Annotated in this window: 15 protein-coding genes; 9 read left to right on the forward strand and 6 right to left on the reverse strand. The window is 72.8% G+C overall.

Going from position 1 to position 22,659, the window contains the following annotated elements; all coding sequences use genetic code 11:
- Positions 1–192 precede the first annotated feature (192 nt).
- The 5 genes from recC (at position 193) to ASF38_RS18505 (ending at position 10,383) form a co-directional block, all read left to right on the forward strand.
- Positions 193–3,567 carry an exodeoxyribonuclease V subunit gamma gene (gene recC, locus ASF38_RS15025; protein WP_082480787.1) on the forward strand — a complete coding sequence of 1,125 codons (3,375 nt, stop codon included), beginning with the start codon at positions 193–195 and terminating at the stop codon, positions 3,565–3,567.
- Positions 3,567–6,926, forward strand: coding sequence for a UvrD-helicase domain-containing protein (locus ASF38_RS15030; RefSeq protein WP_056577051.1), 3,360 nt, complete (start codon positions 3,567–3,569; stop codon positions 6,924–6,926). The genes recC and ASF38_RS15030 overlap by 1 nt, the downstream gene beginning before the upstream one ends.
- Positions 6,923–8,728 carry an exodeoxyribonuclease V subunit alpha gene (recD, locus tag ASF38_RS15035; RefSeq protein ID WP_200914539.1) on the forward strand — a complete coding sequence of 602 codons (1,806 nt, stop codon included), beginning with the start codon at positions 6,923–6,925 and terminating at the stop codon, positions 8,726–8,728. Before ASF38_RS15030 ends, recD begins: the two co-directional genes overlap by 4 nt.
- 75 nt (positions 8,729–8,803) lie before the next feature.
- On the forward strand, positions 8,804–9,616 hold the full coding sequence (locus tag ASF38_RS15040; protein ID WP_056577054.1) for a nuclease-related domain-containing protein: 813 nt from the start codon (positions 8,804–8,806) through the stop codon (positions 9,614–9,616).
- A 77-nt stretch (positions 9,617–9,693) separates the two neighbouring features.
- Positions 9,694–10,383: a hypothetical protein gene (locus ASF38_RS18505; RefSeq protein WP_056577058.1), complete on the forward strand. Its 690-nt coding sequence runs from the start codon at positions 9,694–9,696 to the stop codon at positions 10,381–10,383.
- A 157-nt stretch (positions 10,384–10,540) separates the two neighbouring features.
- Here ASF38_RS18505 and ASF38_RS15050 read toward each other — a convergent pair whose 3' ends face one another.
- Positions 10,541–11,266, reverse strand: coding sequence for a hypothetical protein (locus tag ASF38_RS15050; protein WP_055967725.1), 726 nt, complete (start codon positions 11,264–11,266; stop codon positions 10,541–10,543).
- Between the two features lie 186 nt (positions 11,267–11,452).
- On the opposite strand from ASF38_RS15050, the gene ASF38_RS15055 reads away from it, so the two are divergent.
- The 3 genes from ASF38_RS15055 (at position 11,453) to ASF38_RS15065 (ending at position 14,856) form a co-directional block, all read left to right on the forward strand.
- On the forward strand, positions 11,453–11,878 hold the full coding sequence (locus tag ASF38_RS15055; RefSeq protein ID WP_056577060.1) for an organic hydroperoxide resistance protein: 426 nt from the start codon (positions 11,453–11,455) through the stop codon (positions 11,876–11,878).
- A 111-nt stretch (positions 11,879–11,989) separates the two neighbouring features.
- On the forward strand, positions 11,990–13,006 hold the full coding sequence (locus tag ASF38_RS15060) for an FhaA domain-containing protein (protein ID WP_162237365.1): 1,017 nt from the start codon (positions 11,990–11,992) through the stop codon (positions 13,004–13,006).
- Between the two features lie 11 nt (positions 13,007–13,017).
- Entirely contained in the window at positions 13,018–14,856 is a 1,839-nt protein-coding gene (locus ASF38_RS15065; protein WP_162237366.1) for a serine/threonine-protein kinase, read from the forward strand.
- Between the two features lie 11 nt (positions 14,857–14,867).
- On the opposite strand, the gene ASF38_RS15070 is transcribed toward ASF38_RS15065, so the two are convergent.
- Together ASF38_RS15070 and ASF38_RS15075 are read right to left on the reverse strand one after the other, a co-directional pair.
- On the reverse strand, positions 14,868–15,842 hold the full coding sequence (locus ASF38_RS15070) for a glycoside hydrolase family 6 protein (protein WP_056577069.1): 975 nt from the start codon (positions 15,840–15,842) through the stop codon (positions 14,868–14,870).
- Between the two features lie 93 nt (positions 15,843–15,935).
- Positions 15,936–16,394, reverse strand: a complete 459-nt coding sequence (locus tag ASF38_RS15075; RefSeq protein ID WP_056577072.1) for an aminoacyl-tRNA deacylase — start codon at positions 16,392–16,394, stop codon at positions 15,936–15,938.
- Positions 16,395–16,431: 37 nt separating this feature from the next.
- On the opposite strand from ASF38_RS15075, the gene bluB reads away from it, so the two are divergent.
- Positions 16,432–17,103: a 5,6-dimethylbenzimidazole synthase gene (gene bluB, locus ASF38_RS15080; protein WP_055967740.1), complete on the forward strand. Its 672-nt coding sequence runs from the start codon at positions 16,432–16,434 to the stop codon at positions 17,101–17,103.
- Between the two features lie 138 nt (positions 17,104–17,241).
- Here bluB and betT read toward each other — a convergent pair whose 3' ends face one another.
- Genes betT through ASF38_RS15095 form a run of 3 tightly spaced genes read right to left on the reverse strand, consistent with a single transcriptional unit; the run spans position 17,242 to position 22,594 of the window.
- A complete protein-coding gene (gene betT / locus ASF38_RS15085) occupies positions 17,242–19,296 on the reverse strand; it encodes a choline BCCT transporter BetT (RefSeq protein ID WP_056577075.1) in 2,055 nt (684 codons plus the stop codon).
- On the reverse strand, positions 19,293–21,032 hold the full coding sequence (gene betA, locus ASF38_RS15090) for a choline dehydrogenase (protein ID WP_056577078.1): 1,740 nt from the start codon (positions 21,030–21,032) through the stop codon (positions 19,293–19,295). The genes betT and betA overlap by 4 nt, the downstream gene beginning before the upstream one ends.
- Entirely contained in the window at positions 21,029–22,594 is a 1,566-nt protein-coding gene (locus ASF38_RS15095; protein WP_056577081.1) for an aldehyde dehydrogenase family protein, read from the reverse strand. The genes betA and ASF38_RS15095 overlap by 4 nt, the downstream gene beginning before the upstream one ends.
- Between the last annotated feature and the right edge of the window lie 65 nt (positions 22,595–22,659).

Consider the following 22,659-nt stretch of genomic DNA (forward strand, 5'->3'; position numbering starts at 1 on the left):
CGTTGTCCCCAGCTCCGGTGGGACGTCCGAGGTAGGTGACGCGCGCAATTCCTGGACAAGCGGTAGGTCTGCCGCGGATACGGGTCCGCTAAGCGCGGCTCACCTACCTCCGGGGCTCGGGTTCCGCGGGCCACCTACCTCTTGGGGGACGGGTGGGAGCGGGGTGTCCGGGTGGGCGGCTAGGTTCGGGGCGTGGCCTTGACGATCCATCGCGCGGAGCGAGCCGACGTGCTCGCAAGTGGGTTGACGCGGCTGCTCGCGGAGCCGCCCGCGGACCCGTTCGAGCGCGACGTGGTCGTGGTCGCCGCCAACGGGGTGGAGCGGTGGCTCGCGCAGACCATCAGCCACTCGCTCGGGGCCAGTGACGGGCGCGACGACGGGATCTGCGCCGGTGTGGAGTTCGTCCGTCCCGTCCATCTGTTGTCCGAACTCACCGAGAAGGACCGCGACGACCCGTGGGCCAGCGGTCGGCTCGCCTGGACCGTTCTCGACGTCCTCGACGCGCACCTCGACGAGCCGTGGCTCGAGATCGTCGCCCGCCACGTCGGGCGGGGCATGGCGCCCGCCGACGAAGCCTTGCGCCGCAGCCGACGCTACCCGACAGCGCGCCGGGTCGCGTCGTTCCTGCACGGCTACGCCGTCCAACGCCCCTGGATGGTGCAGGCGTGGGGCGTCGGCGAGGACGTCGACGGGCTCGGTGCACCGCTGCGCCCCGAGAGCCGCTGGCAGGCCGAGGTGTGGCGGCGCGTCGCCACCCGGCTCGCCGGTCACCCCTCGCCCGACCGGCGGCTTGCCGACACCGCCGCGCGCCTGCGCAGCGGCGACCTCGACCCCGACCTGCCGCAGCGGCTCTCGTTCTTCGGCCACACCCGCATGCCGCACGCCGAGCTGGACGTCGTCGACGCGCTCGCCCAGGTGCGCGACGTGCACCTCTGGCTGCCACACCCCTCGCGCGCCCGCTGGGATGCCGTTGCCGCCACCGCCGGGAGCTCTCGCGACGGTCACGCGCCCCGGCGCGACGAGGTCGAGACGCTCGAGACCGGCAGCACCTTCCTCACCGCCTGCGCACGCGACGTGAGCGAGCTGCAGCACGCCCTGCTCGCCCTGCCCGGCGACGCGCACGTCGAGCACCTGCCCGCGCCCGAAAGCCCCACCACCCTGCTCGGCGCAGTCCAGCGTGACCTTGCCGCCGACCAGGACGGACCCAACGACGAGCCCACCGACGGGGGAGCGCGCACCCTCGATCCGCTCGACCGCTCCGTCCAGGTGCACGCCTGCCACGGGCCCGCCCGCCAGGTCGACGTGCTGCGCGAGGTCGTCGTCGGCCTGCTCGCCGACGACCCCACCCTCGAGCCGCGCGACGTCCTCGTCATGTGCCCCGACGTCGAGACCTTCGCCCCGCTCGTCGAGGCCGCCTTCGGGCTCGATGACGTGGCCGGCGTCGACCACCCAGGCCACCGCCTGCGTGTGCGGCTCGCCGACCGCGCCACCGGTGCCGTGAACCCCGTGGCCGAGGTGCTCCAGCGCGTCGTCGACATCGCCGCCGCCCGCCGCACCACCGCCACCGAGGTGCGCGACCTGCTCGGCCTCGCACCCGTTCGCCGACGCTTCGGCCTCAGCGACGACGACCTCGAGCAGGTCGACTCCTGGACCGCCCAGACCGCCATCCGCTGGGGCGTCGACGCCGACGCCCGCGGCGCCTGGAACCTCGCCGGCCTCGCGCAGAACACCTGGCGCTCAGGGCTCGACCGACTCGCCCTCGGCGTGGCCACCGACGGCCAGCGGCACGACGGTCAGCCCGGCAACCGGCTCGGCGGCGTGCTTCCGCTCGACGACCTCGGCAGCACCGCCGTCGACCTCGTCGGACGCCTCGACGAGGCCGTCGCCCGGCTCGGCTCCGTCCTCGCCGACGCCGAGCCGCAGCCCATCGCCGACTGGTCCGACCTGCTCGCCCGCGCCGTCCACATGCTCACCGACGTTCCCCCGCGCGACGCCTGGCAGAAGGAGCAGGTGCTGCGCATCCTCGCCGACCTCGCCGCGCCGGCCGTCGGTGCCGTCGAGGCGGGAGGCGAGAACGGAGCAGGTGGCACGCTCACCGTCGTCGAGGTCGGGGCCTTCCTGGCCGACGCGTTCGCGCCCCGCCCCACCCGCACGAGCTTCCGCACCGGGTCGCTGACCGTCTGCACGATGGTGCCGATGCGCTCGGTGCCGCACCGGGTCGTCTGCCTGCTGGGCGTCGACGCCGACGCCTTCCCGCGCACCCCCACGCCGCTCGGCGACGACGTGCTCGCCCGCACCCCGCTCGTCGGTGAGCGCGACGCCGCCGGTGAGGACCGGCAGCTCTTCCTCGACGCCGTGCTCTCGGCCACCGAGCACCTGGTCATCACCTACACCGGCGCCAGCGAGCACACCGGCCGTCCGCTGCCGCCCGCCACGCCCGTCGGCGAGCTGCTCGATCAGCTCGACCGGACCGTCCCGGGCGCCGACGTCCGCGCCCACGTGACCGTCCACCACCCCCTGCAGTCGTTCGACGTGCGGTCCTTCACGCCCGGCGCCCTGCTGCCCGGCACGGCGTTCAGCTTCGACGCCGCCGCCTACGCCGGTGCCCGCGCCACCACCCGCGAGCCAGAGCCGGCAGCGCTCTTCCTGCCCGACAGCCTGCCCGAGCAGCGCGCCGACGTGGTCACCCTCGACCAGCTGCGCGAGCTCGTGCGACACCCCGTCAAGGCCTTCGTCACCGGGAGGCTCGACGTCCGCCTGCCCTACGAGGACGACCCGGTCGACGACGCGATCCCGCTCGACGTCGGCCACCTCGAGCAGTGGGGCGTCAGCCGACGGGTGCTCGAGGCCGTGCTGGCCGGCGCCCCGGGCGAGGAGGCCGAGGCCGACGAGCTGCGTCGCGGTCTGCTCCCTCCCGGACCGCTCGCCGCCGCCACCCTGCAGAAGAGCCGCAGGCTCGTGGGCGACCTCTTCGCCTTCGCCGCACCGCTGCGCACCGAGGCCGCCCACAGCGTCGACGTCGACGTCGAGCTGGCCGACGGGCGTCGCGTGGTCGGCACCGTCGCCGACGTGCACCCCGCGCACGCGCTGAGGGTCACGCCCTCGACCGTGCAGGGACGCCAGCTGGTGGAGGCCTGGGTCGACGTGCTCGCGCTCGCCGCCGCAGGCCAGGGGCTGCCGATGCACCTGGTCGGTCGGGTGTCGGCCGGACGCGGCAAGGCACCCGGTGTCGCCACCATCGCCCCGCCCACCGACGACGAAGCGGGCGCGATCCTCGCCGAGGTCCTCGACCTCCACACCCTCGGGACGAAGCGCCCGCTGCCGCTCCCGGTCAAGACGTCGCAGGCCTACGCCTCTGGCATCCGGCGTGGGAAGCCGCAGATCGCCGAGGTCTTCGCCGAGCGCGAGTGGGTCGGCAGCCGCGACATCCCCGGTGAGGACGCCGACGCCTACCACCGGCTGGTCTACGGGCCCTCACTTCCGTTCTCCGCGCTCGTCACGCGCGGGCTCGACCAGCACGCCGTCACCCTCTGGACGCCGCTGCTCGACCGGCTGGACGGTGCCTGATGAGCGAGCGCCGCCCTGCCGTCGTCGACGTCGCCGAGTTCGACATCACCGACCCGCTGCCCACCGGCACCACGCTGCTCGAGGCCAGCGCCGGCACCGGCAAGACCTGGGCCATCGCCGCGCTCGTCACCCGACTGGTCGCCGAAGGTCACGCCGAGCTCGACGACCTCCTGGTCGTCACCTTCGGCCGAGCCGCGAGTGTCGAGCTGAAGGACCGCGTGCGCGAGCGCCTCGTGGAGGCCGACACCACCCTCACCACGGGGAGCGCACCTGAGTCCGACGCGCTCCTGACCCTCCTGCTCGACGCACCCGAGGCCGAGCGTGCCCAGCGCCGACGTCGGCTCCGGCGCGCCGTCGCACGCTTCGACGAGGCCACCATCACCACCACCCACGGCTTCTGCCACGCCGTGCTGCGCAGCCTCGGCACCACCGGCGACGTCGAGCCCGGGTCGGCGCTCATCGAGGACGACACCGAGATCGTCGACCAGGTCGTCGCCGACCTCTACCTGCGCGCCGTCGGCATGGGCGCCACGCCGCCGTTCGACCACGCCGAGGCCGGGCAGCTCGGTCGTCGCGCCGTGGAGGACCCGTCCGCCCACCTGCTGCCCACCGACGCACCGCAGGGCTCGCCGCCCGACCTGCGTCGGCGCTTCGCCGGTGCCGTCCGCGACGAGTCGGCACGACGTCGGCTCGCCGCCCGCACCCTGTCCTACGACGACCTGCTGCAGCGACTCGCCGAGGCCCTGGAGCCCGAGGCGTCACCCGCCCGCACCGTCATGCGCGACCGCTGGCGGTTCGTGCTCGTCGACGAGTTCCAGGACACCGATCCGGTGCAGTGGCAGATCCTGGAGCGGGCCTTCCTTGGCCACGCCACGATGGTGCTCGTCGGCGACCCCAAGCAGGCCATCTACGGCTTCCGCGGCGGCGACGTCGACACCTACCTGCGCGCCGCCGCCCAGGCCGACACCCGCCGCACCCTCGTCGAGAACCACCGCAGCGACGCACCGCTCGTGGCCGCCGTCGACACCGTGCTCCGCGGAGCAGCGCTGGGCGACCCCGAGATCCTCGTGCGCCCCGCCCGCGCCGCGCTCACCGGCTCACGCCTGCACGACCCCGAGCACGAGGCGCCGTTCCGGCTCCGTGCCCTGCTGCGCAGCGACGCCCAGCACGAGTCCGACGCGCCCCTCAAGATCGGCGACGTGCGCCCGCGGGTCGCCGCCGACGTGGCCGGCGACATCGCCGCCCTCCTGCGCAGCGGCGCCACCTACGACCACGGTGCGGGTTCGGTCCCGCTCACCGCGGGCGACGTCGCGATCCTCGTCGAGCGTCACCTCGAGGCCGACCTGCTGCACGAGGCGCTCGCCCGACTGGGTGTGCCCGCCGTGCGCAGCGGTGGCCCCGACGTGCTGCAGAGCGACGCCGGGCTGCAGTGGGTCACGCTGCTCACGGCGCTGGAGTCCCCGCACCGCAGCGGCTACGTGCGCGCCGCGGCCCTCGGACCGTTCCTCGGGCTCACCGCCGCCGACCTCGCCACCGGGGGAGCGGACCCCGACGGCGACGGCCTCACCGACCGCGTCTCCGCCCAGCTGCGCGACCTCGCCGACCTGCAGCGCGAGCGTGGCACCGCCGGCATGGTCGAGGCGCTCACCGGCGACCCGGCGGTCGTGGAGCGGCTGCTGCGCCACGAGGGCGGCCGACGTCAGCTCACCGACCTCGAGCACGTGGGCCACGTGCTCGCCGGCGCATCTCGTGAGCACGGCCTAGGCCTCTCGGGCCTGCTGCGCTGGCTGCTCGACCGACGCTCCGAGAGCGCGCCGTCGGCCGACCGCACCCGTCGGCTCGACACCGACGCCGACGCCGTGCAGATCGTCACCACCTTCGTGAGCAAGGGGCTGCAGTACCCCGTCGTCTACGTGCCGTTCCTGTTCGACCGCTACGTCCCGACGCCCACGATGGTGCGCCTGCACGACGCCGACGGCCGCCGCTGCCTCGACGTCGGCGGCGACGGACCCTCGTGGCGCACCCATGCCGCCCGCTCCGACGCCGAGCGGGCCGGCGAGGCCCTCCGCCTGCTCTACGTCGCCATGACCCGCGCGCAGTCCCGTCTGGTCATGCACTGGGCGCCCACGTTCAACGGCAAGCACGCCGCCCTGCACCGGGCCCTGTTCCGTCCCGACCCCGACGACCCGGTCGTGCCCGACACGCAACCGGTCCCGTCCGACCACGACGCCGTCGCGCGGCTGCGCGCCTGGCAGGACCGCGGAGGTCCGGTCGTGGAGCAGATGGTCACCCAGACGCTGCCGCTCGACCCCGCACCCGCCGACGGCACCGAGCTCGTGCTCCGCCGGCTCGGGCGCGAGGTCGACACCACCTGGACGCGCACCTCCTACACGTCGCTCGTGCGCCGCGACGACGGACGGTCGGTGGCCAGCGAGCCCGAGACCGTCGGCCCCGACGACGAGGTCGACGTGGTCGCCGACGTCGGGGTCGCGTCCACGCTCGGCCCGTCGCCCTGGGCCGACCTCGTGGGAGGCGCTGCGCTCGGCACCCTCGTGCACGGGGTGCTCGAGGACGTCGACGCCGACGTCATGGCCACCAGCACCGATGCCATGGAGCGCGAGGTGAGGCTCCGAGTCGAGGAGCAGCTGGCCCGCCGACCGATCGCGGTCGACGTCGAGGCACTCGTGCCCGCCCTCGTCGGCGCGCTGCGCACCCCGCTCGGCGCGCTCGCGGACGACCTGACCCTCGCCGAGGCGCTCGCCCGACGCCCGTTCCGCGAGATGGACTTCGAGCTGCCGCTCGCCGGCGGTGACCGTCGCGGTCGGGTGGATCGACCCGGCACCCTCGCCGACGTCGCCGACCTGATGGAGCAGCATCTCGCGGCGGCCGACCCGCTGCGACCCTTCGCGGCCGAGCTGCGCGACGCGTCCTTGCGCGGCCGCACCCTGCGCGGCTACCTCACCGGGTCCATCGACCTGCTGCTGCGACTCGACGGCGACCGCTCGCTCGTGGTCGACCACAAGACCAACCGGCTCGAGGGCCCCGACCTCACCGAGGCCGGGGGAGGACTCGAGGCCTACGCCCCCGACCGTCTCGCCGGCGCGATGCTGCACACCACCTACCCGCTGCAGGCCCTGCTCTACGCCGTCGCGCAGCACCGGTTCCTGCGGTGGCGGCTGCGCGGGTACGACCCCGACGAGCACCTGGCGGGCGTCCTGTACCTCTTCGTGCGCGGCATGACCGGTCCCGACGTCCCGCGTGGCACCGACGGGGCGCCCTACGGCGTGTTCGCGTGGCGCCCGCCCACGTCGCTCGTGCTCGGGCTCAGCGACCTGCTCGACGGGAGGCTCGCACGATGAGCGAACAGCCGATCGCCGTGGGCGACGACACGCTCGACCCGTTCGACCGCCAAGTCGTCCAGACGTCCGACGACGGCGTCCTGGCAGTGCTCAACCGCGCCGGGCTGCTCGCGGCGGCCGACCTGCACGTGGCCCGCACCGTCGGCCGTCTCGGCAGCGAGGACGACGAGGCGGTGCTGCTGGCCGTCGCCCTGGCCGTGCGCGGCGTGCGTCTGGGGTCGTCGTGCATCGAGCTCGCGCCGGTGGTGGCCGACCTGCGGGTCGAGGCCCCCGACCTACCGTGGCCGTCCTTCGCCGACGACGTCCCCGCCTGGTGGGCGCGCATCGTGGCCAGTCCGCTGGCGACCGGCCGCGACCGGGTGCTCGTCGCGGAGGAGCCGCTGCTGCACCTCGCCCGCTACCACGCCCTCGAGGTCTCCCTCTGCGACCGGCTCGCCACCCGCCTGGCCCTGCCGGCTCCCGCCACGGACGACGAGGCGCTCGGCAGCGACCTCGACCGGTTGTTCGGTGAGCCCGGCTTCGACGAGCAGCGAGCGGCGGCCGAGCGCGCCGCACGCTCCTGGACCAGCATCCTCACCGGTGGTCCGGGCACGGGCAAGACCACCACGATCGCCCGGCTGCTGGCCGCGCTCGCGGCCCAGCACGCGTCGGCCGGGCACGCCCGACCCTTGAACGTCGGCCTCGCCGCGCCCACCGGCAAGGCTGCGGCCCGCATGCGCGAGGCCATCGTCGGCGCCGCCTCCGGCACCGTGTTCACGGCCGACGAACGCACCTGGCTGGAGTCGTTGCGCGCCGTCACGCTGCACCGGCTCCTCGGCGCCCGACCCGACCACCGCACCGCCTTCCGCCACCACGCGGGCCAGAAGCTGCCCTACGACGTGGTCGTCGTCGACGAGACCTCCATGGTCTCGCTGCTCATGATGGAGCGGCTGGTCCAGGCCGTGCCCCCCACCTGCCGCCTGGTGCTCGTCGGCGACTCCGAGCAGCTCGCCTCCGTCGAGGCCGGCGCGGTGCTGCGCGACGTCGTCGACGGACTGGGGGGTCCTGGCCACTCGGCCGTCACCCACCTGATGCAGGGGCACCGCTTCGACGGGGGCATCGGCGACCTGGCTGCGGCCGTGGTCGAGGGCGACGCCGACGCCGCCCTCCACGTGCTCACCGGGGGAGTCGAGGGGCTGACCCTGCGCGCTCCCGAGGAGATCGACGCCGTGGTGGCCGAACGACCGGCCGACCAGGCCCGCGTCGTCGCCCGGGCCGCGCTCGAGGGCGACGTCGACGGTGCCATCGCGGCCCTGGCCGAGCACCGGCTGCTGTGCGCCCACCGCGACGGCCCGTTCGGGGTGAGCCACTGGAACGAACGACTCGAGCGCGAGGTCCGCACCTTCCCCGACCCGTCGCGACCGTGGTTCGCCGGCCGTCCCGTTCTCGTCACGCGCAACGACCCCTCGCTGCGGGTCAACAACGGCGACGTCGGGGTGGTCGTCGACGACGGCCACCGGCTCGTCGTCCACCTCGACACGCAGGTCGAGGTGTCGTCGTCGCGGCTGTCGTCGGTGCAGAGCGCCTACGCGAGCACCGTCCACCGCAGCCAGGGCAGCGAGTTCGAGCACGTCACCCTCGTGCTCCCCGACGAGGACTCCCTCGTGCTCACCCGCGAGCTGCTCTACACGGCGGTCACCCGCGCCCGCACCAGCCTCACCGTCGTGGCCACGCCCGAGGTCGTGCGCGCGGCCGTCGAGCGCCGCACCGCGCGCGCCAGCGGCGTCGCCCGCCGGCTGGCTGCGCTCAGGAATTCTGGGTAGTTCGTCCGTTTCCACCCGTCCGCGCCGACGTTCGGGCACCCTCGTGCTGGGAGCACGAGGACGAGGGAGCGTTCGATGGGGAAGAAGACGTCGTACCCGAGGAAGCAGTACCGCCAGCTGTTGCGGAGATGGCTCATGCGGAACAAGCGCGCGGTGGCCACGGTGGCGGCGATCTTCGCCGGGGTCGTGGCACTCGAGCTTGCGCTGCTGGGCTTGCTGCCGTCGCACGACGACACGACGACAGCCCTATGGGCGCTCCTGCCGGCGACCTTCGTCGTGTTCTGCTGGATCGTCCACACCGCCTTCTTGACCCACGAGGGCGGCGCCATCCACCAGCTTCGCGGTGCGTGGGGCGAGGACAACACGAGCACCGAGCTGCAGGCCGCGAAGCGTCAGGGACTCATCTGGCGCTCCGTCGACAGCATCGCGCTCGAGAACGGTGACATCGACCACCTCGTCGTCACCCGTCGCGGCGGCATCGTCGTGATCGACTCCAAGTGGTGCAGCGGTCTCGACGACGAGAAGCGTGCGATCTTTTCCTTCACAGCACGTCGGGCAGCGAAGCGAGGTCAGGCTCTGGTCAACACCGTCACCCAGCGCAGCCACGGTCGGCACAGCGCCCCTCGCAAGGCCCTGACGGTGACGCCGGTCGTGGTCGTGTGGGGTGCCGCGCAGTCGTCGGTGCGCGACGACGAGGTCGTCGACGGCGTGGCCATCGTCCGCGGATCGGGCTTCCGCACCTGGCTCGCCCGCCTCGAGGCCGAGACCATCTCGCAGAAGACCGCCACGGAGCTCGTGGCACGCATCGAGGGGTTCGACGAGAACCGACGCGCGGTGGTCCGCGAGCGGGAGCGCGAGCGTCAGAGCGTCGCGCCGGTGCGTACCTAGACCGTCCTCGAAGATGCAGGGTGAGGGTGTCCCTGACAGGCTGGCCGGACCGATCAACGACCCGGGAGGACACCCCCATGAAGAAGCTCATCTACGCGACGGCCTTCGGCATCGGCTACGTGCTCGGCACCCGGGCCGGCCGTGAGCGGTACGAGCAGATCCGCCAGGCCGCCGAGAAGGTCCAGACCGACCCGCGCGTGCAGGACGCGGTCCGCAAGGCCGAGGGCATGGCGCAGGACGCGGTGACGCTGGCCCAGGACGACGAGCGCCTCGCCGACCTCGCGCACAGCGTGAAGGACTCGGCGCAGAAGGTGCGCGAGCAGGCCGTCGGCGTCGTCTCGTCGGTGCGCCAGAGCGTGGAGGACGACGACGTCGTGGGGGACGTCGTCGACACCGCCAAGGGTGCCGCGAAGGACGTCGCCGACAGCGCGAAGGACGCGGCCGACGGCGGCGGAGTGAAGGACGTCGTCGACACGGCCAAGCACGCGGCGAAGGACGTCGGCGAGAGCGTCAAGGATGCAGCCGACGACGGTGCGATCGAGGACGCGGTCGGCTCGGCCAAGGACGCAGCCGGTGGCGCGAAGAAGGTCGCCGAGGAGTCGGCCTCGGAGGCGACGCGGAAGATCAAGGCGGCGGCCGACGAGGCACGCGGCGAGTCCGGTGGCGCGGACGCCGACGGCGAGACCTGGCCCCCGCACCCCGACGAGCACATCGCCGAGCCCGAGGACGAGGTCGTCTTCACCACGGGACCCGACGACAAGAGCTGACGGCCGGCGTCGGCCCGGGTCACACGGACCCGGTCCGGCCCCGAGCCCCCATCGGTGGATCCTCAACCGCAGCGCGTCTGCTGCGGTTGAGGATCCACCGATGAGGGGGTTGTTCGACCACTGATGTCGAGGATCCACCGATGTGGGGGAGAAGCGGTCAGGCGCCGAGGCGGGAGCGGACCTGCTCGAGCACGCGCGGGGGGAACTCGTGGGTGCGTCGGCAGCGCTCCACCAGGTAGAGGATCTTGTTGAGCCGGGGGCCGGGAAGCTCCACTCCGCGGGCCTCCAGGGCCGGACGGAGCACGTTGCGGTCGAAGGCCCCGTCGCTGCGCTCGGGCTCGTCACGCCATCGCGCGAACGCCTCCTTCAGCTGGGCGTGCGCGACGACTCCGTTGTCGGGCGAGATCGCCACGGCGATCGCCGCCACGAGCCAGGCGTCGTCGTGCTGCAGGGCATCGACGTCGAGCTGCACCGTGCCGGTGCCCGACGGACGGAGCGTCGGGGGATCGAAGTCGACCACCAGCTCCAGGGTCTGGTCGGGGAAGCGCAGCGAGATGCGCGTGCCGGGGGCGGTGAGTGACATCCGCTGGCCGGGCACCGGCGTCGACGCGTCGCCGTCGGGAGTGACGACCTCCATGACCACGCCGTTCGCGCGCTGGCCGCGGTGGAGCACCGGATGGCCGGGCCCGGACTGCACCACCACGGCAGGGTCGCTCAGGTAGGGGAGTCGGACGAGCACGTACGCCGACCCCCCGATCTCCTCGACGGCCACCGGCCGCTGCTCCGGCAGCGTCATGCGCCGGGCGAGGACCAGCTTGCCGCCTGGCTCCACGACCGTGCTGCCGCCGACGTCGGGGCCGACGGACCAGGCGATGCGCAGCACGGGACGTCCTTCGCTGGGTCGATGGGTCTGAGTGGGTGAGGGGAGCGGCCGAGGAGGTCGGTCGAGGACGATCATGCCAAACCCGGAGGAGGACCCGACACGACCAAAGCATTGTGCACGATGTAATCGTGTGCAATGATCGACGAGGCGCGAGACGGCGCCGCACCCACGACTTCAGGAGGACGCATGGACGCGATCTACACGGCAGAGGCACTCGCCACCGGCGGAGGGCGCGACGGCGGTCACGTCGTCACCTCGGACGGCCAGCTCGACGTGCGCACGGCGCTGCCGAAGGCCATGGGCGGCAACGGCGAGGGCACCAACCCCGAGCAGCTGTTCGCCTCCGGCTACGCCGCCTGCTTCCACGGCGCCTTCCAGCTGGTCGCCCGCCAGGCCAAGGCCGACGTCACCGACTCCACCGTCGGCGCGAAGGTCGACATCGGGTCGAACGGCCAGGGCGGCTTCGACCTCGCCGTGACCCTCGAGGTCACCGTCCCGACCCTGCCGCACGACGAGGCCCAGGCCCTCGCCGACAAGGCCCACCAGGTGTGCCCGTACTCCAACGCGACGCGCGGCAACATCGAGGTCACGATCGTCGTCACCGACGACTGAGAGCCCGCAGGCCGCGCTGTCGCTGGTGCGCCCTGCCTTGGGAGGAGCCGCGGTGGAACATGTTCCACCGCGGCTCGACTCTTTCGTGCCTCCGCGACGACGATGGCGAGCATGACCACCCTCGGCTCGCTCACCACCAACCTGTTGATCCTCGCCGCCTTCGTCGGCGTCGTCGTGGTCGCCCTGCGGGTCGCGCAGAGCATCTTCGGCACCGGCTCGAAGAAGGCCGCCGCCACCGAGGCGGCCGCCCGTCTGGTCGCCTACCCGACCGGTTCGGCCGCGGTGCTGCGCCGTCGCTTCGTGAAGGCGCTCACCAGCCAGCACGTGGTCATGCCGAGCGGTGACCGCGTGGCCTTCAGCGAGCTGGTCGTGCGGATCGCGCCCGAGGACCTCGAGCGCCTCGATCCCGACGGCGACACCGATCGGCTGGGTGACGACGCTGCCAAGCTCTACCGCACGCACGCCGAGCGCGAAGGATGGGCCGTTCCCGACCAGGTCGACGTCGAGGTCGAGGTCGACCCCGGTCTGCGGTCCGGCTGGGTCCCGCCGGCCCGCGGTAGCCGCTCTGGGTCCTCCCTGCGCCGACCGCTCGAGCAGGCGCCGAGCGCCGGCGGCTCCGACCGCGAGGAGCCCGACACCGGACTCGACTGGGACGTGCTGGTCGACCCGGCCCGTACGGCGTCCGACGGCCGCGCCGGGGGCTCGGGCTCGCGGCCCTCCCACCCCGCCGTCGCGAGCCAGGAGACCATGGCCTTCCCGGTCCTCGTGCCGCACGACCCCATGCCCACGGTCAACGTGGCCGGCGACCTGTTCCTGCACCGCGGTGGCGAGACGGTGCGGGTGCCCCGTGACGGCGTGACGACGCTCGGACGCCTCCCCGACTCCCCGCTGCGCCTCGACGAGCCCGAGATCTCCTACCGTCACGCCGCCATCCGGCTCGACGGTGCCATCTGGCAGGTGATGGACGTGGGCAGCACGAACGGCACCACGGTCGACGGCGAACGCATCGGTGACACCTGGTCGCCGCTGCGGGACGGCGTGGTCCTGGCCCTGGCAGGCGTGCGCGTCACGGTCGGCTCGGACTCGCACGGGACCGTGGCGCTCGGTGGCGTTTCGCGGGCCACGTGACAATGGTGCCCATGGCTGATCAGCGGAGCCGTCGCCGACGGTGGACGAGCTGGTTCGTGCCGTCCGCCGAGGGGCACGCGCACGGGCACGTCCCGGGGCACGACCGCCCGCACGGGTCCAGCCACGGCCGCACGGTCCCGCGGGACGACGCCGTCACCGCCGAGGTCCCCGTCGTGGCGCCGGTGGTGCCGGCGCCGAACGGTCCCGTGTCGTCGTCACCGTCGTCGGGCACGGACGGCCGCGACACGGTGGAGCCCCAGGTGGACGCCGGCCGCTTCACGCTCCAGGGACGCATCGGGGCGGGGAACCACGGGGTCGTCTTCCGCGCCGTCGACCGCCACCTCGGCCGCCAGGTCGCGATCAAGCGGTTCTCGCACTTCCTCGCCGACGACCCCCGCGCCATGCGGCGCATCACCCGCGAGGTCGAGACGCTGGCGCGGGTGTCGCACCCGAACGTGGTCACCGTGCACGACCTGGTGCGCATGCCCGACGGCGACGGCGAGGTGGTCCCGCACCTGGTGATGGAGCTCGTCGAGGGCACCTCGCTGCGCGACCTCCTGGCCCAGCGCGGGCCGAGCCCGAGGTCCGTGGTCGTGGTCCTGGGCGTGCTCGACGGGCTCGCGGCCTGCCACCGAGCCGGCATCCTGCACCTCGACATCAAGCCGGCCAACGTGCTGGTCACCCCCGCCGGCGGCATCAAGATCGTCGACTTCGGCATCGCCCGCGCGGCCTCCGACGCGACGGCCACCGTCGCCGGCACGCCGCACTACATGGCGCCGGAGCAGTACGACGGCCGTGCGGACGAGCGCAGCGACGTCTACTCCGTCGGCTGCCTGCTGTTCGAGTGCCTGACGGGCCGGGCGCCGTTCGAGGGCACGATGGCCACCCAGCTGATGGCGCACCGCACGCAGGCCCGGCCCGACCCGCGTGCGAGTGCCCCCTGGGTGGGTGCCTCGCTGGCGGCGGTCGTCCAGAAGGCCATGGCGATCGACCCGGCCGACCGGTACGACGGGGTCGGTTCCATGGCGGCCGCGTTGTCGGCCGCGGCCGCGGACGTCGACACCGACGCAGCGGCTCGCTCCCTCGCCCAACCCGTGGCCCAGCCCGCCGCGGTGCTGCCCACCGGCCCGGCACCGCGACCCGCCGCGGACCCTGTGGCCGAGCCGATGATCCGACCGTTGTCGCGTCCGGGTGAGCTGGGAGACCGGCGGCGTCCTCCGGAGCAGGACGCCGCGCAGGAGGCGCTCGGGCACGCCGGACCGTCGGTCACGCGCTGGACCCGTCTCGTGTCGCTGCTGCTCGGTCTCGGCGCCAGTGCTGCGGTGCTGGCCGTGGTGCCGATGGTCGCGTGGGCGAGCCTCGACCTCGCCCCGTCGTCCACCCGGCCCCGCGCGATGGACGACCTCTCGGCCGACGCGTGGTGGATGATCTCGGTCGGCATCGCCCTCGTGCTCCTGGTCCTGAGGCGCAAGCGGTTCTTCCCCCGGCTGGCGGGCCCTCAGGTCGGAGCGCCGCTGCCCGACGGTCCACTCGCGCCGAGCGCTCGAGGTGGCATCGCGATGGCGTTCGGCGCGGCAGTGAAGGGCAGCCTCCCGCTGCTGCTTCCCTGGTACGTCCTCGGGCTGCTCGCCCTGCTGACCGCGAGCGGCTTCGGTGCCCCCGACGACCCCTACGCGGACGTCTGGACGACGCTGTGGGTGCTCGCGCCGCTCGTCGCGGTCGTGCTCGGGGTGCGCAGCGTCACGGGCATGCGGATGCGTCTGGGGGCCATCACGGTGTCGTTCCTGTGCCTGATGATCGCGGCCGGCGCGGCGGTCTACTTCGTGCTCGCCGCCACCTTCGTGGTCTGAGGGCTCGGACCTCAGCGTGCGAGCAGCCGGAGCGCGCCGGTGGCCCACCACCGGCCCGCGGTCGGGCCACCCTGGCACGTGCCGTCGGACTCGCCCGGCCGCTTCACCCACAGGTACGCGTCGAGTCCGGACCGGTTGACGACGGCCGGAGCCCGCCCGATCCGAGCAGCCCGGGGATTGCAGAAGTCCCATGCGTCAGGAGGCGTCGTGGCACCGTTGCGGGACGTGTCGAGGACGTAGCGCTTCCCGGTCACGCCGCGCTTGCGCAGCGCGGTCAGCACCTGGGAGGCGTACGCGGTCTCGTCCTTCGTCGGTCGGAAGTTCGACACGTTGACGGCGAGCCCGCGCGCGGTCCGGACACCGGAGGAGACGAGGCGGTCGGCCATCACGTCGGGGGACTGCCAGCTGCTGTGCCCGGCGTCGAGGTACACCCACGCGCCGGCCGACGTCAGTCTCGAGACGGCGTGGCGCAGGAGCGCGGCTCGGTCGCCCTGACCACCGCACGCGCCCATGAGCGCGACGGCGTCGGGCTCGAGCACGACCATGGCCTGGCGGCCCTTCAGGCCCGCCGCCACCTGCGTGACCCAGGCCTTGTAGCGCGCGGGGCTCAGGCCACCTGCCGAGTGCTGGCCGCAGTCGCGGCCGGGGATCGCGTAGACGGCCACGAGCGGGGTGCGGCGGGCCTTGACCGCGCGCTTCGCGTAGGCCTCGACCTTCGACCGCACGGTCGACGCGGAGTACCCGTCGGTGATCCAGAACGCCTGGGCCCGTGAGCCGATCTTCGCGAAGCGCCTGTCCTTCGCCGCCGCCTTCGCGGCCGCGCCCGTCGGGTCCACGTAGACCGGGCGGGTGAGGCGTGGGTCGGCCTTGGTCGCGGACGCCGGAGTCGCGGCGACGAGCGCGGCCAGGACGGCGCACAGCAGCACCGCGAGCAGCCCGGACCGGGCGGTCGCGGGCAGCCTGAGACGTCGCGTGGCTCCCTCCACGGGCGAGATCCTACGGGCGGGTGACGGTCGGCGTGGTCGCTTTCGTGCACGATCCGCCGTGAAAGGCTCGCTGGGCGAAGGCACCCGCGCCGGTCAGGTCGTCGTGACGTCGGCGACCTGGGCGTCGAGGGCGGTCACGAGCGCGTCGGCGTCGACCCAGACGCTCCACCCGTGCTCACCGGCGCCGAGGGCGATGCGCCGTCCGAGCACCGAGGCGTCGGCCACGACCGGCAGAGCGGAGGTGGTGCCGAGCGGCGTGATGGTCCCGCGTTCGTACCCGGTGGCGGCGAACGCGGCGTCGGCGTCGGGCATCCGCGCCCGGTTCACGCCGAGGGCGGTGCGCAGGAGCGGCCAGGAGATCTGTCGGTCGCCGGGCACGAGGACGAGCACGAACGCGTCGCCGTGCTGCACCACGAGCGTCTTGACGATGTCGCCGGGCGGCACACCGAGCAGGGCGGCGGCCTCCTCGAGGCTCCCGGCCGCAGGGCGCTCGACGAGCTCGACCTCCAGCCCACGGCGCTCCGCGTCGGCCAGCACCCGCTCTCGCCCCATGGGTTCATCGTGCCAGGGGCTTGCTAGCGTCGCGGCCGTGACCGAGCACGCCTATCCGGACCACGAGCGGGCGACCGTGCACCGGGTGATCGCCGAACGTCGCGACATGCGCCACTTCGCCGGAGGTGAGGTTCCTTCGGACGTGCTGGCCCGGCTGCTCGAGGCCGCGCACCGCGCTCCCAGCGTCGGCCTGATGCAGCCGTGGCGGTTCGTCCGGGTCACGGACCGCTCGTTGAGGCTGCGGCTGCACGCCCACGTCGAGACCGAGCGACGCCTCACCGCCGAGGCGATGGGGGAGCGCTCCGAGGAGTTCATGCGGCTCAAGGTCGAGGGCGTGCTCGACTGCGCGGAGCTGCTGGTGGTGGCCCTGACCGACGACCGTGACCGACACGTGTTCGGTCGACGCACGATGCCGCACATGGACCTCGCCTCCGCCTCCTGCGCGATCCAGAACCTCTGGCTGGCCGCGCGGGCCGAGGGCTACGGCATGGGCTGGGTCTCGCTGTTCGACCCGGAGGTCGTTGCCGCCGAGATCGGGATGCCCGTCGGTGCGGAGCCCATCGCGATCCTCTGCCTGGGCCCGGTCCAGGCCTTCTACGAGCGTCCGATGCTCGAGCAGGAGCACTGGACGTCGCCGCGGCCGCTCGCCGCGTTGCTCGGCGAGAACCGCTGGCCCACCGACGAGGCATCGACGCCCGTCAACCCTTGACCTGTCGTTGACCTTCGGTTCTGATGGAGGGACGCTCGGGCACCTCACCGCCCGGGCGATGGGAGAACGACCTTCTCTCGGGATGGACGACGGGGCCGGATCACTTCCCCTGGGCCGGCTCCGTCGTTCCCGTCCCGGCTACAGCGTGGTGCCGTCCTCGAGCCGCAGGAACTCCAGGTGTCCCTCGTAGGCGTCGAGCACGTCGTCGATCAGCTGACCGTGCGTGTACCCCATGACGTCGTATCCCTGGCCGCCGTGGCGCAGGTGCACCTCGAGCCGGGCGTAGTAGTCGTCGCCCTTCGGCACGAGCGAGGAGCTGTACACCGGGATGGGCACGTCGCGCCGGGTGACGCGGTAGCAGAACGGTGTCGTGCCGTCGGCCACCTCCGCGAGCAGCTCGACGCCGGGCCTGCCGTCCTCGTCGACGCAGCGTCGCGTGGAGGCGTTCGCCCCGGACGTCGTGAGCTCGCTCGCGACCTCCTCGAGCGCCGGGGCCACGACTCGGTCGAGGAACTCGTCTGCCTTCGTCGCGCTGGGGAACGACATCACCCGGCGCAGGCGCGCCTTCCAGTGACCGCCCTGCGACCGGTCCGAGCTGCCGCTGCGCCCGGAGAGCACCCCGTGGAGGGCGCCGTCGCGGGAGTCGACGATCCAGGCCTCGGCCTGCAGTGCTCGGTGCAGACCGACCATCACCGCCACCATGACGAGCGCGAACGGGATGCCCATGATGATCGTCGCCGACTGCAGGGTGGCGATGCCGCCGACCGCCAGCAGGGCGATGGTGAGCGCTCCTGTGGCCACGGCCCAGAAGATGCGCAGCGGCGCGCCGGCGTCGGCGTGGACGTCGCGCATCCGCGACGACAGGTTGGCCATGATGAGTGCGCCCGAGTCGGCCGACGTCACGTAGAACAGCAGGCCGGTGAACGTCGCGATCGAGGCGAGGAACGTGAAGCCGGGGTACTCGGCGAGCATCGTGTAGAAGCCCTGCTCCGGCGTGTTCATGGTCAGCTCGCCGAACGTCTGGTTCCCCTGCCGCACCAGGTCGATCGATGCGTTCCCGAAGATCGAGATCCACATGAGGATGTAGAGAAACGGGATGATGAGCGTGCCGAGCACGAACTGACGGATGGTGCGCCCACGCGAGATGCGCGCCAGGAATAGCCCCACGAACGACGCCCACGCGATCCACCACGCCCAGAAGAACAGCGTCCAGTCGGCCATCCACGACCCGGTGTCCTCGTGCGCGAAGGTCTGAAGGGTCATGTCGGGGAACAGGCGCACGAAGTCGCCCACGTTCAGCACGAGTGCGTTGAGGAGGTAGGCCGTGCGGCCGGTCACCAGGATCCACACGGCCAGGCCGACGGCGAGCAGGACGTTCGCCTGCGAGAGCCACTTGATGCCCTTGTCGACGCCCGAGACAGCCGACAGCGTCGCCATCGAGATCCCGACCACGATCAAGGTGATCTGCGCCGTGAGACCCATCGGCACGTCGAAGAGCATGTTCAGGCCGAAGTTCAGCTGCACGACCGCGATCCCGAGCGTGGTGGCGACGCCGAAGATCGTGCCGAGCACGGCGGCGAGGTCGACCGTGTCCCCCATCCAGCCCTCGGTGCGACGACCGATGAGCGGCTGCAGCGCCGAACGAACCGCGAGGGGCAGGTTCATCCGGTACGCGAAGTACCCGAGGGCCACGCCCATGAGGGCGTACATGCCCCAGCCGCTGATCCCGTAGTGGAAGAGCGTCCACACGGTGGCCTCGCGGGCGGCGTCGACGGTCTCGGGCTCGCCCGAGGGCGGCGCCAGGTACTGGGTGACCGGCTCGGCCACCGCGAAGAACATGAGGTCGGTCCCGATGCCGGCCGCGAACAGCATGGAGGCCCAGGCGAACGTGCTGAACTCCGGCTGCGCGTGCTCCGGTCCCAGCTTCGTGCGGCCGAACCGCGAGGTCGCGATGTAGACGACGAACACGAGGATGGCGGTGGCGAGCAGCACGTAGAACCAGCCGAACCAGTCAGTGGCCCACCCGACCAGGGTTGCGAGGCTTGCGTCAGCACTCGAGGGCGAGACGAGCGCCCATGCGGTGATGCCGACGATCACGACGGAGGCCCCGAGGAACACGGGCAGGTTGACGCGCGAGGCCGGCTCCTCTGTCGCACCGTCCGAGCCCGCGGTGCCGCGGTCCACGACGCTCATGCTGTCGCTCCGGCGTTGCGCCGCACCGTGCCGGGGGCGGCGTCGTTGCGCGGGTCGCCCTCGGGCCACAGGGGCATTCCGGTCCCGTGGCGGTAGAACGGCACGTCCTCGGGCGCCAGGGGCGTGTTACCCGTGATGAGGTCGGCGGCCTTCTCGGCCACCATCATCACCGGCGCGTAGATGTTGCCGTTCGTGACGTACGGGAAGACCGACGCGTCGACGACCCGCAGCCCCTCGGTGCCGTGCACCCGCATGGTGGCGGGATCGACGACGCTGAGGTCGTCGGTGCCCATCTTGGCCGTGCACGAGGGGTGCAGGGCGGTCTCGGCGTCCTTCGCGACCCAGTCGAGGATCTCCTGGTCGGTCTCCACGGACGGGCCCGGGGAGATCTCGCCGGCGCTGAAGGCCGAGAACGCGGGCTGCTCGAGGATGTCGCGCGCGGCGCGGATCATCTCGATCCACTCACGTCGGTCGTTCTCGGTCGACAGGTAGTTGAACCGCAGGGCGGGGTGCTCACGGGGATCTCGGCTCTTGATCTTGAGCGAGCCGCGCACGTCGGAGTACATGGGTCCGATGTGCACCTGGTACCCGTGCCCGCCGTGCTCCTCGCCGCCCGCGGGCTTGGACCCGTCGTACCGGATGGCGATGGGCAGGAAGTGGAACATCAGGTTCGGGTACTCGACCTGGTCGTTGCTGCGGACGAAGCCCCCCGCCTCGAAGTGGTTGGAGGCGCCGACGCCGCGGCGCAGGAACATCCACTCGGCGCCGATGCGCGGCTTGTGGCGGTGCTTGAGCCACGGCGCGATCGACACGGGCTGCTTGGAGGCGTGCTGGATGTAGACCTCGAGGTGGTCCTGCATGTTCTCGCCGACGCCGGGCAGGTCGACGACCGGGTCGATGCCCAGGGCGCGGAGCTCCTCGGCGTTGCCGATGCCGGCCAGCTGCAGCAGCTGGGGGGAGTTGAAGGCGCCGCCGCACAGGACGACCTCGCCGGCCTGCACCGAGCGCTCCAGCCGTCCGCCGCGCACGTAGTCGACACCCGTCACGCGGTTCCCCTGCATCCTCAGGCCCGTGACGAACGAGAGGGTGTGCACGGTCAGGTTCTTGCGGTGCTTGACCGGTGCCAGGTAGGCCTGGCTGGCGCTGAGTCGTCGTCCGCGGTGCACATTGCGGTCGAACTTGGCGAAGCCCTCCTGGCGGTAGCCGTTCACGTCGTCGGTGAGGGGGTGGCCCGCCTGCTGGACGGCCTCGAAGAACGCCCCGAAGAGCGGGGACGTGGCGGGACCGCGCTCCAGGACGAGGGGACCGGAACCGCCGCGCCACGCATCGGCACCGGCCAGGCAGGTCTCCATGCGCTTGAAGTACGGCAGGCAGTGGGCGTAGTCCCAGTGCTCGAGGCCTGGTTCACCGGCCCACCGCTCGTAGTCGAGCGGGTTGCCGCGCTGGAAGATCATGCCGTTGATGCTCGACGAGCCGCCGAGGACCTTGCCGCGGGCGTGGAAGACGCGGCGGCCACCCATGTGGGGCTCGGGCTCGGACTCGTAGCGCCAGTCGTAGAGCGGGTTCCCGATCGGGTACGGCAGGGCCGCAGGCATGTGGATGAACGGGTCCAGCTTGGTGTCGGGGCGCCCGGCCTCGAGCACCAGCACGCTCGTGGAGGGGTCGGCGCTCAGCCGGTTGGCCAGGGCAGAGCCCGCGGACCCGCCGCCGACGATGACGTAGTCGTAGCTCTTCACGCGTGCTCCTCGGTGCTGGGCTGGTCGGCGCTGGGCTGGTCGGTGCTGGGCTGGTCGCTGCTGGTCCCGTCGGACGGGGCGCCGAACCAGCCGGTCGGCGCAGGACGGGTGTTGTGCCAGACGTGCTTGGACTCTCGGTACTCGTCGAGCCCGGCGAGCCCCAGCTCGCGGCCGATGCCGCTCTGCTTGAAGCCGCCCCACTCGGCCTGGGGCACGTAGGGGTGGTAGTCGTTGATCCAGATGGTGCCGTGCCGCAGACGCGAGGCGACGCGCTCGGCGCGACCGGCGTCCTGGGTCCACACGGCCCCGGCCAGGCCGTAGATCGTGTCGTTCGCGATCGAGACCGCGGCCTCCTCGAGGCCGTCGGTGTCGGCGCCGGTGAACCGTTCCACCGTGAGGACGGGCCCGAAGCTCTCGTCCTGCACGCAGGACATGTCGGCCGAGCACTCGTCGAGGATGGTGGGGAGGTAGTAGAAGCCGTCGGCGAGCGCGGCGTCGTCGGGTCGGGCTCCGCCGACGCGCAGCACCGCACCCTCCTCGATGCCGGCGGCCACGTAGGCCTCGACCTTCTCGCGGTGCGCGGCGCTGATGAGCGGACCGGTCTCGGCCTGCTCGTCGTCGGGCCCACCGAGCCGGATGCGGGCCGCACGCTCGACGAGCTCGTCGACGAACGCGTCGTGGATCGAGTCCTCGACGACGAGCCGGGTACCGGCGGAGCAGACCTGCCCGGAGTCCAGGAACACCGCGGTGAGGGCGTTGTCGATCGCCGCGTCCCAGTCGGCGTCGGCGAAGACGATGTTGGGGTTCTTGCCCCCGAGCTCGAGGGCGATCTTCTTCACGGTCGGGGCGGCGGACGCCATGATGCGACGGCCGGTGGCCAGCCCCCCGGTGAACGAGACGAGGTCGACCGCACGCGGCTCGGTGAGGGCCGGGCCGACGCGGTCGCCCGCGCCGAGCACCAGGTTCGCGACACCGTCGGGCAGGCCGAGGTCGGCCAAGGTGCGCACCAGCCAGATCGCGGTCGAGGGGGTGAGCTCGCTCGGCTTGAGCACGAACGTGCACCCGGCGGCCAGTGCAGGGGCGACCTTCCACGACGTCTGCAGCAGCGGGAAGTTCCACGGCGTGATGAGGGAGCACACGCCCACCGGCTCGTGGACGATCCGGCTCCTCACGGCCGGCATGCCGGCATCGACGACGCGGCCGGCGTCGGCCTGGGCCAGCCCGGCGAAGTGACGGAAGACGCCGATCACGTCGTCCATGTCGATGCGGGCCTCGACCATGCGCTTGCCGGTGTCGAGGGCCTCCAGGCGCGCGACGGTCTCCTTCTCGGCCTCGAGCCGGTCGGCGAGGCGGTGCAGGAGCGCGGCGCGCTCGGGGGAGGGCGTGCGGGGCCAGGGGCCGTCGTCGAACGCGGTGCGAGCAGCGGCGACGGCGTCGCGGGCGTCGTCGGCGGTCGCCTCGGCGACCGTGGTGACGTGGTGGCCGTCGGCGGGGCAGCGGATCTGGCGGGTCTCGCCGTCGCTCGCGTCGCGCCACCGGCCGTCGATGAACAGGGTGGTCACTCGGTTCCTCCTCGGTCGGGCAGTCCTTCGACCCAACCGGACCACGTAGAGCACGTCAAACCACG

This window comes from Aeromicrobium sp. Leaf272 (assembly GCF_001422865.1).
Classification (GTDB): domain Bacteria; phylum Actinomycetota; class Actinomycetes; order Propionibacteriales; family Nocardioidaceae; genus Aeromicrobium.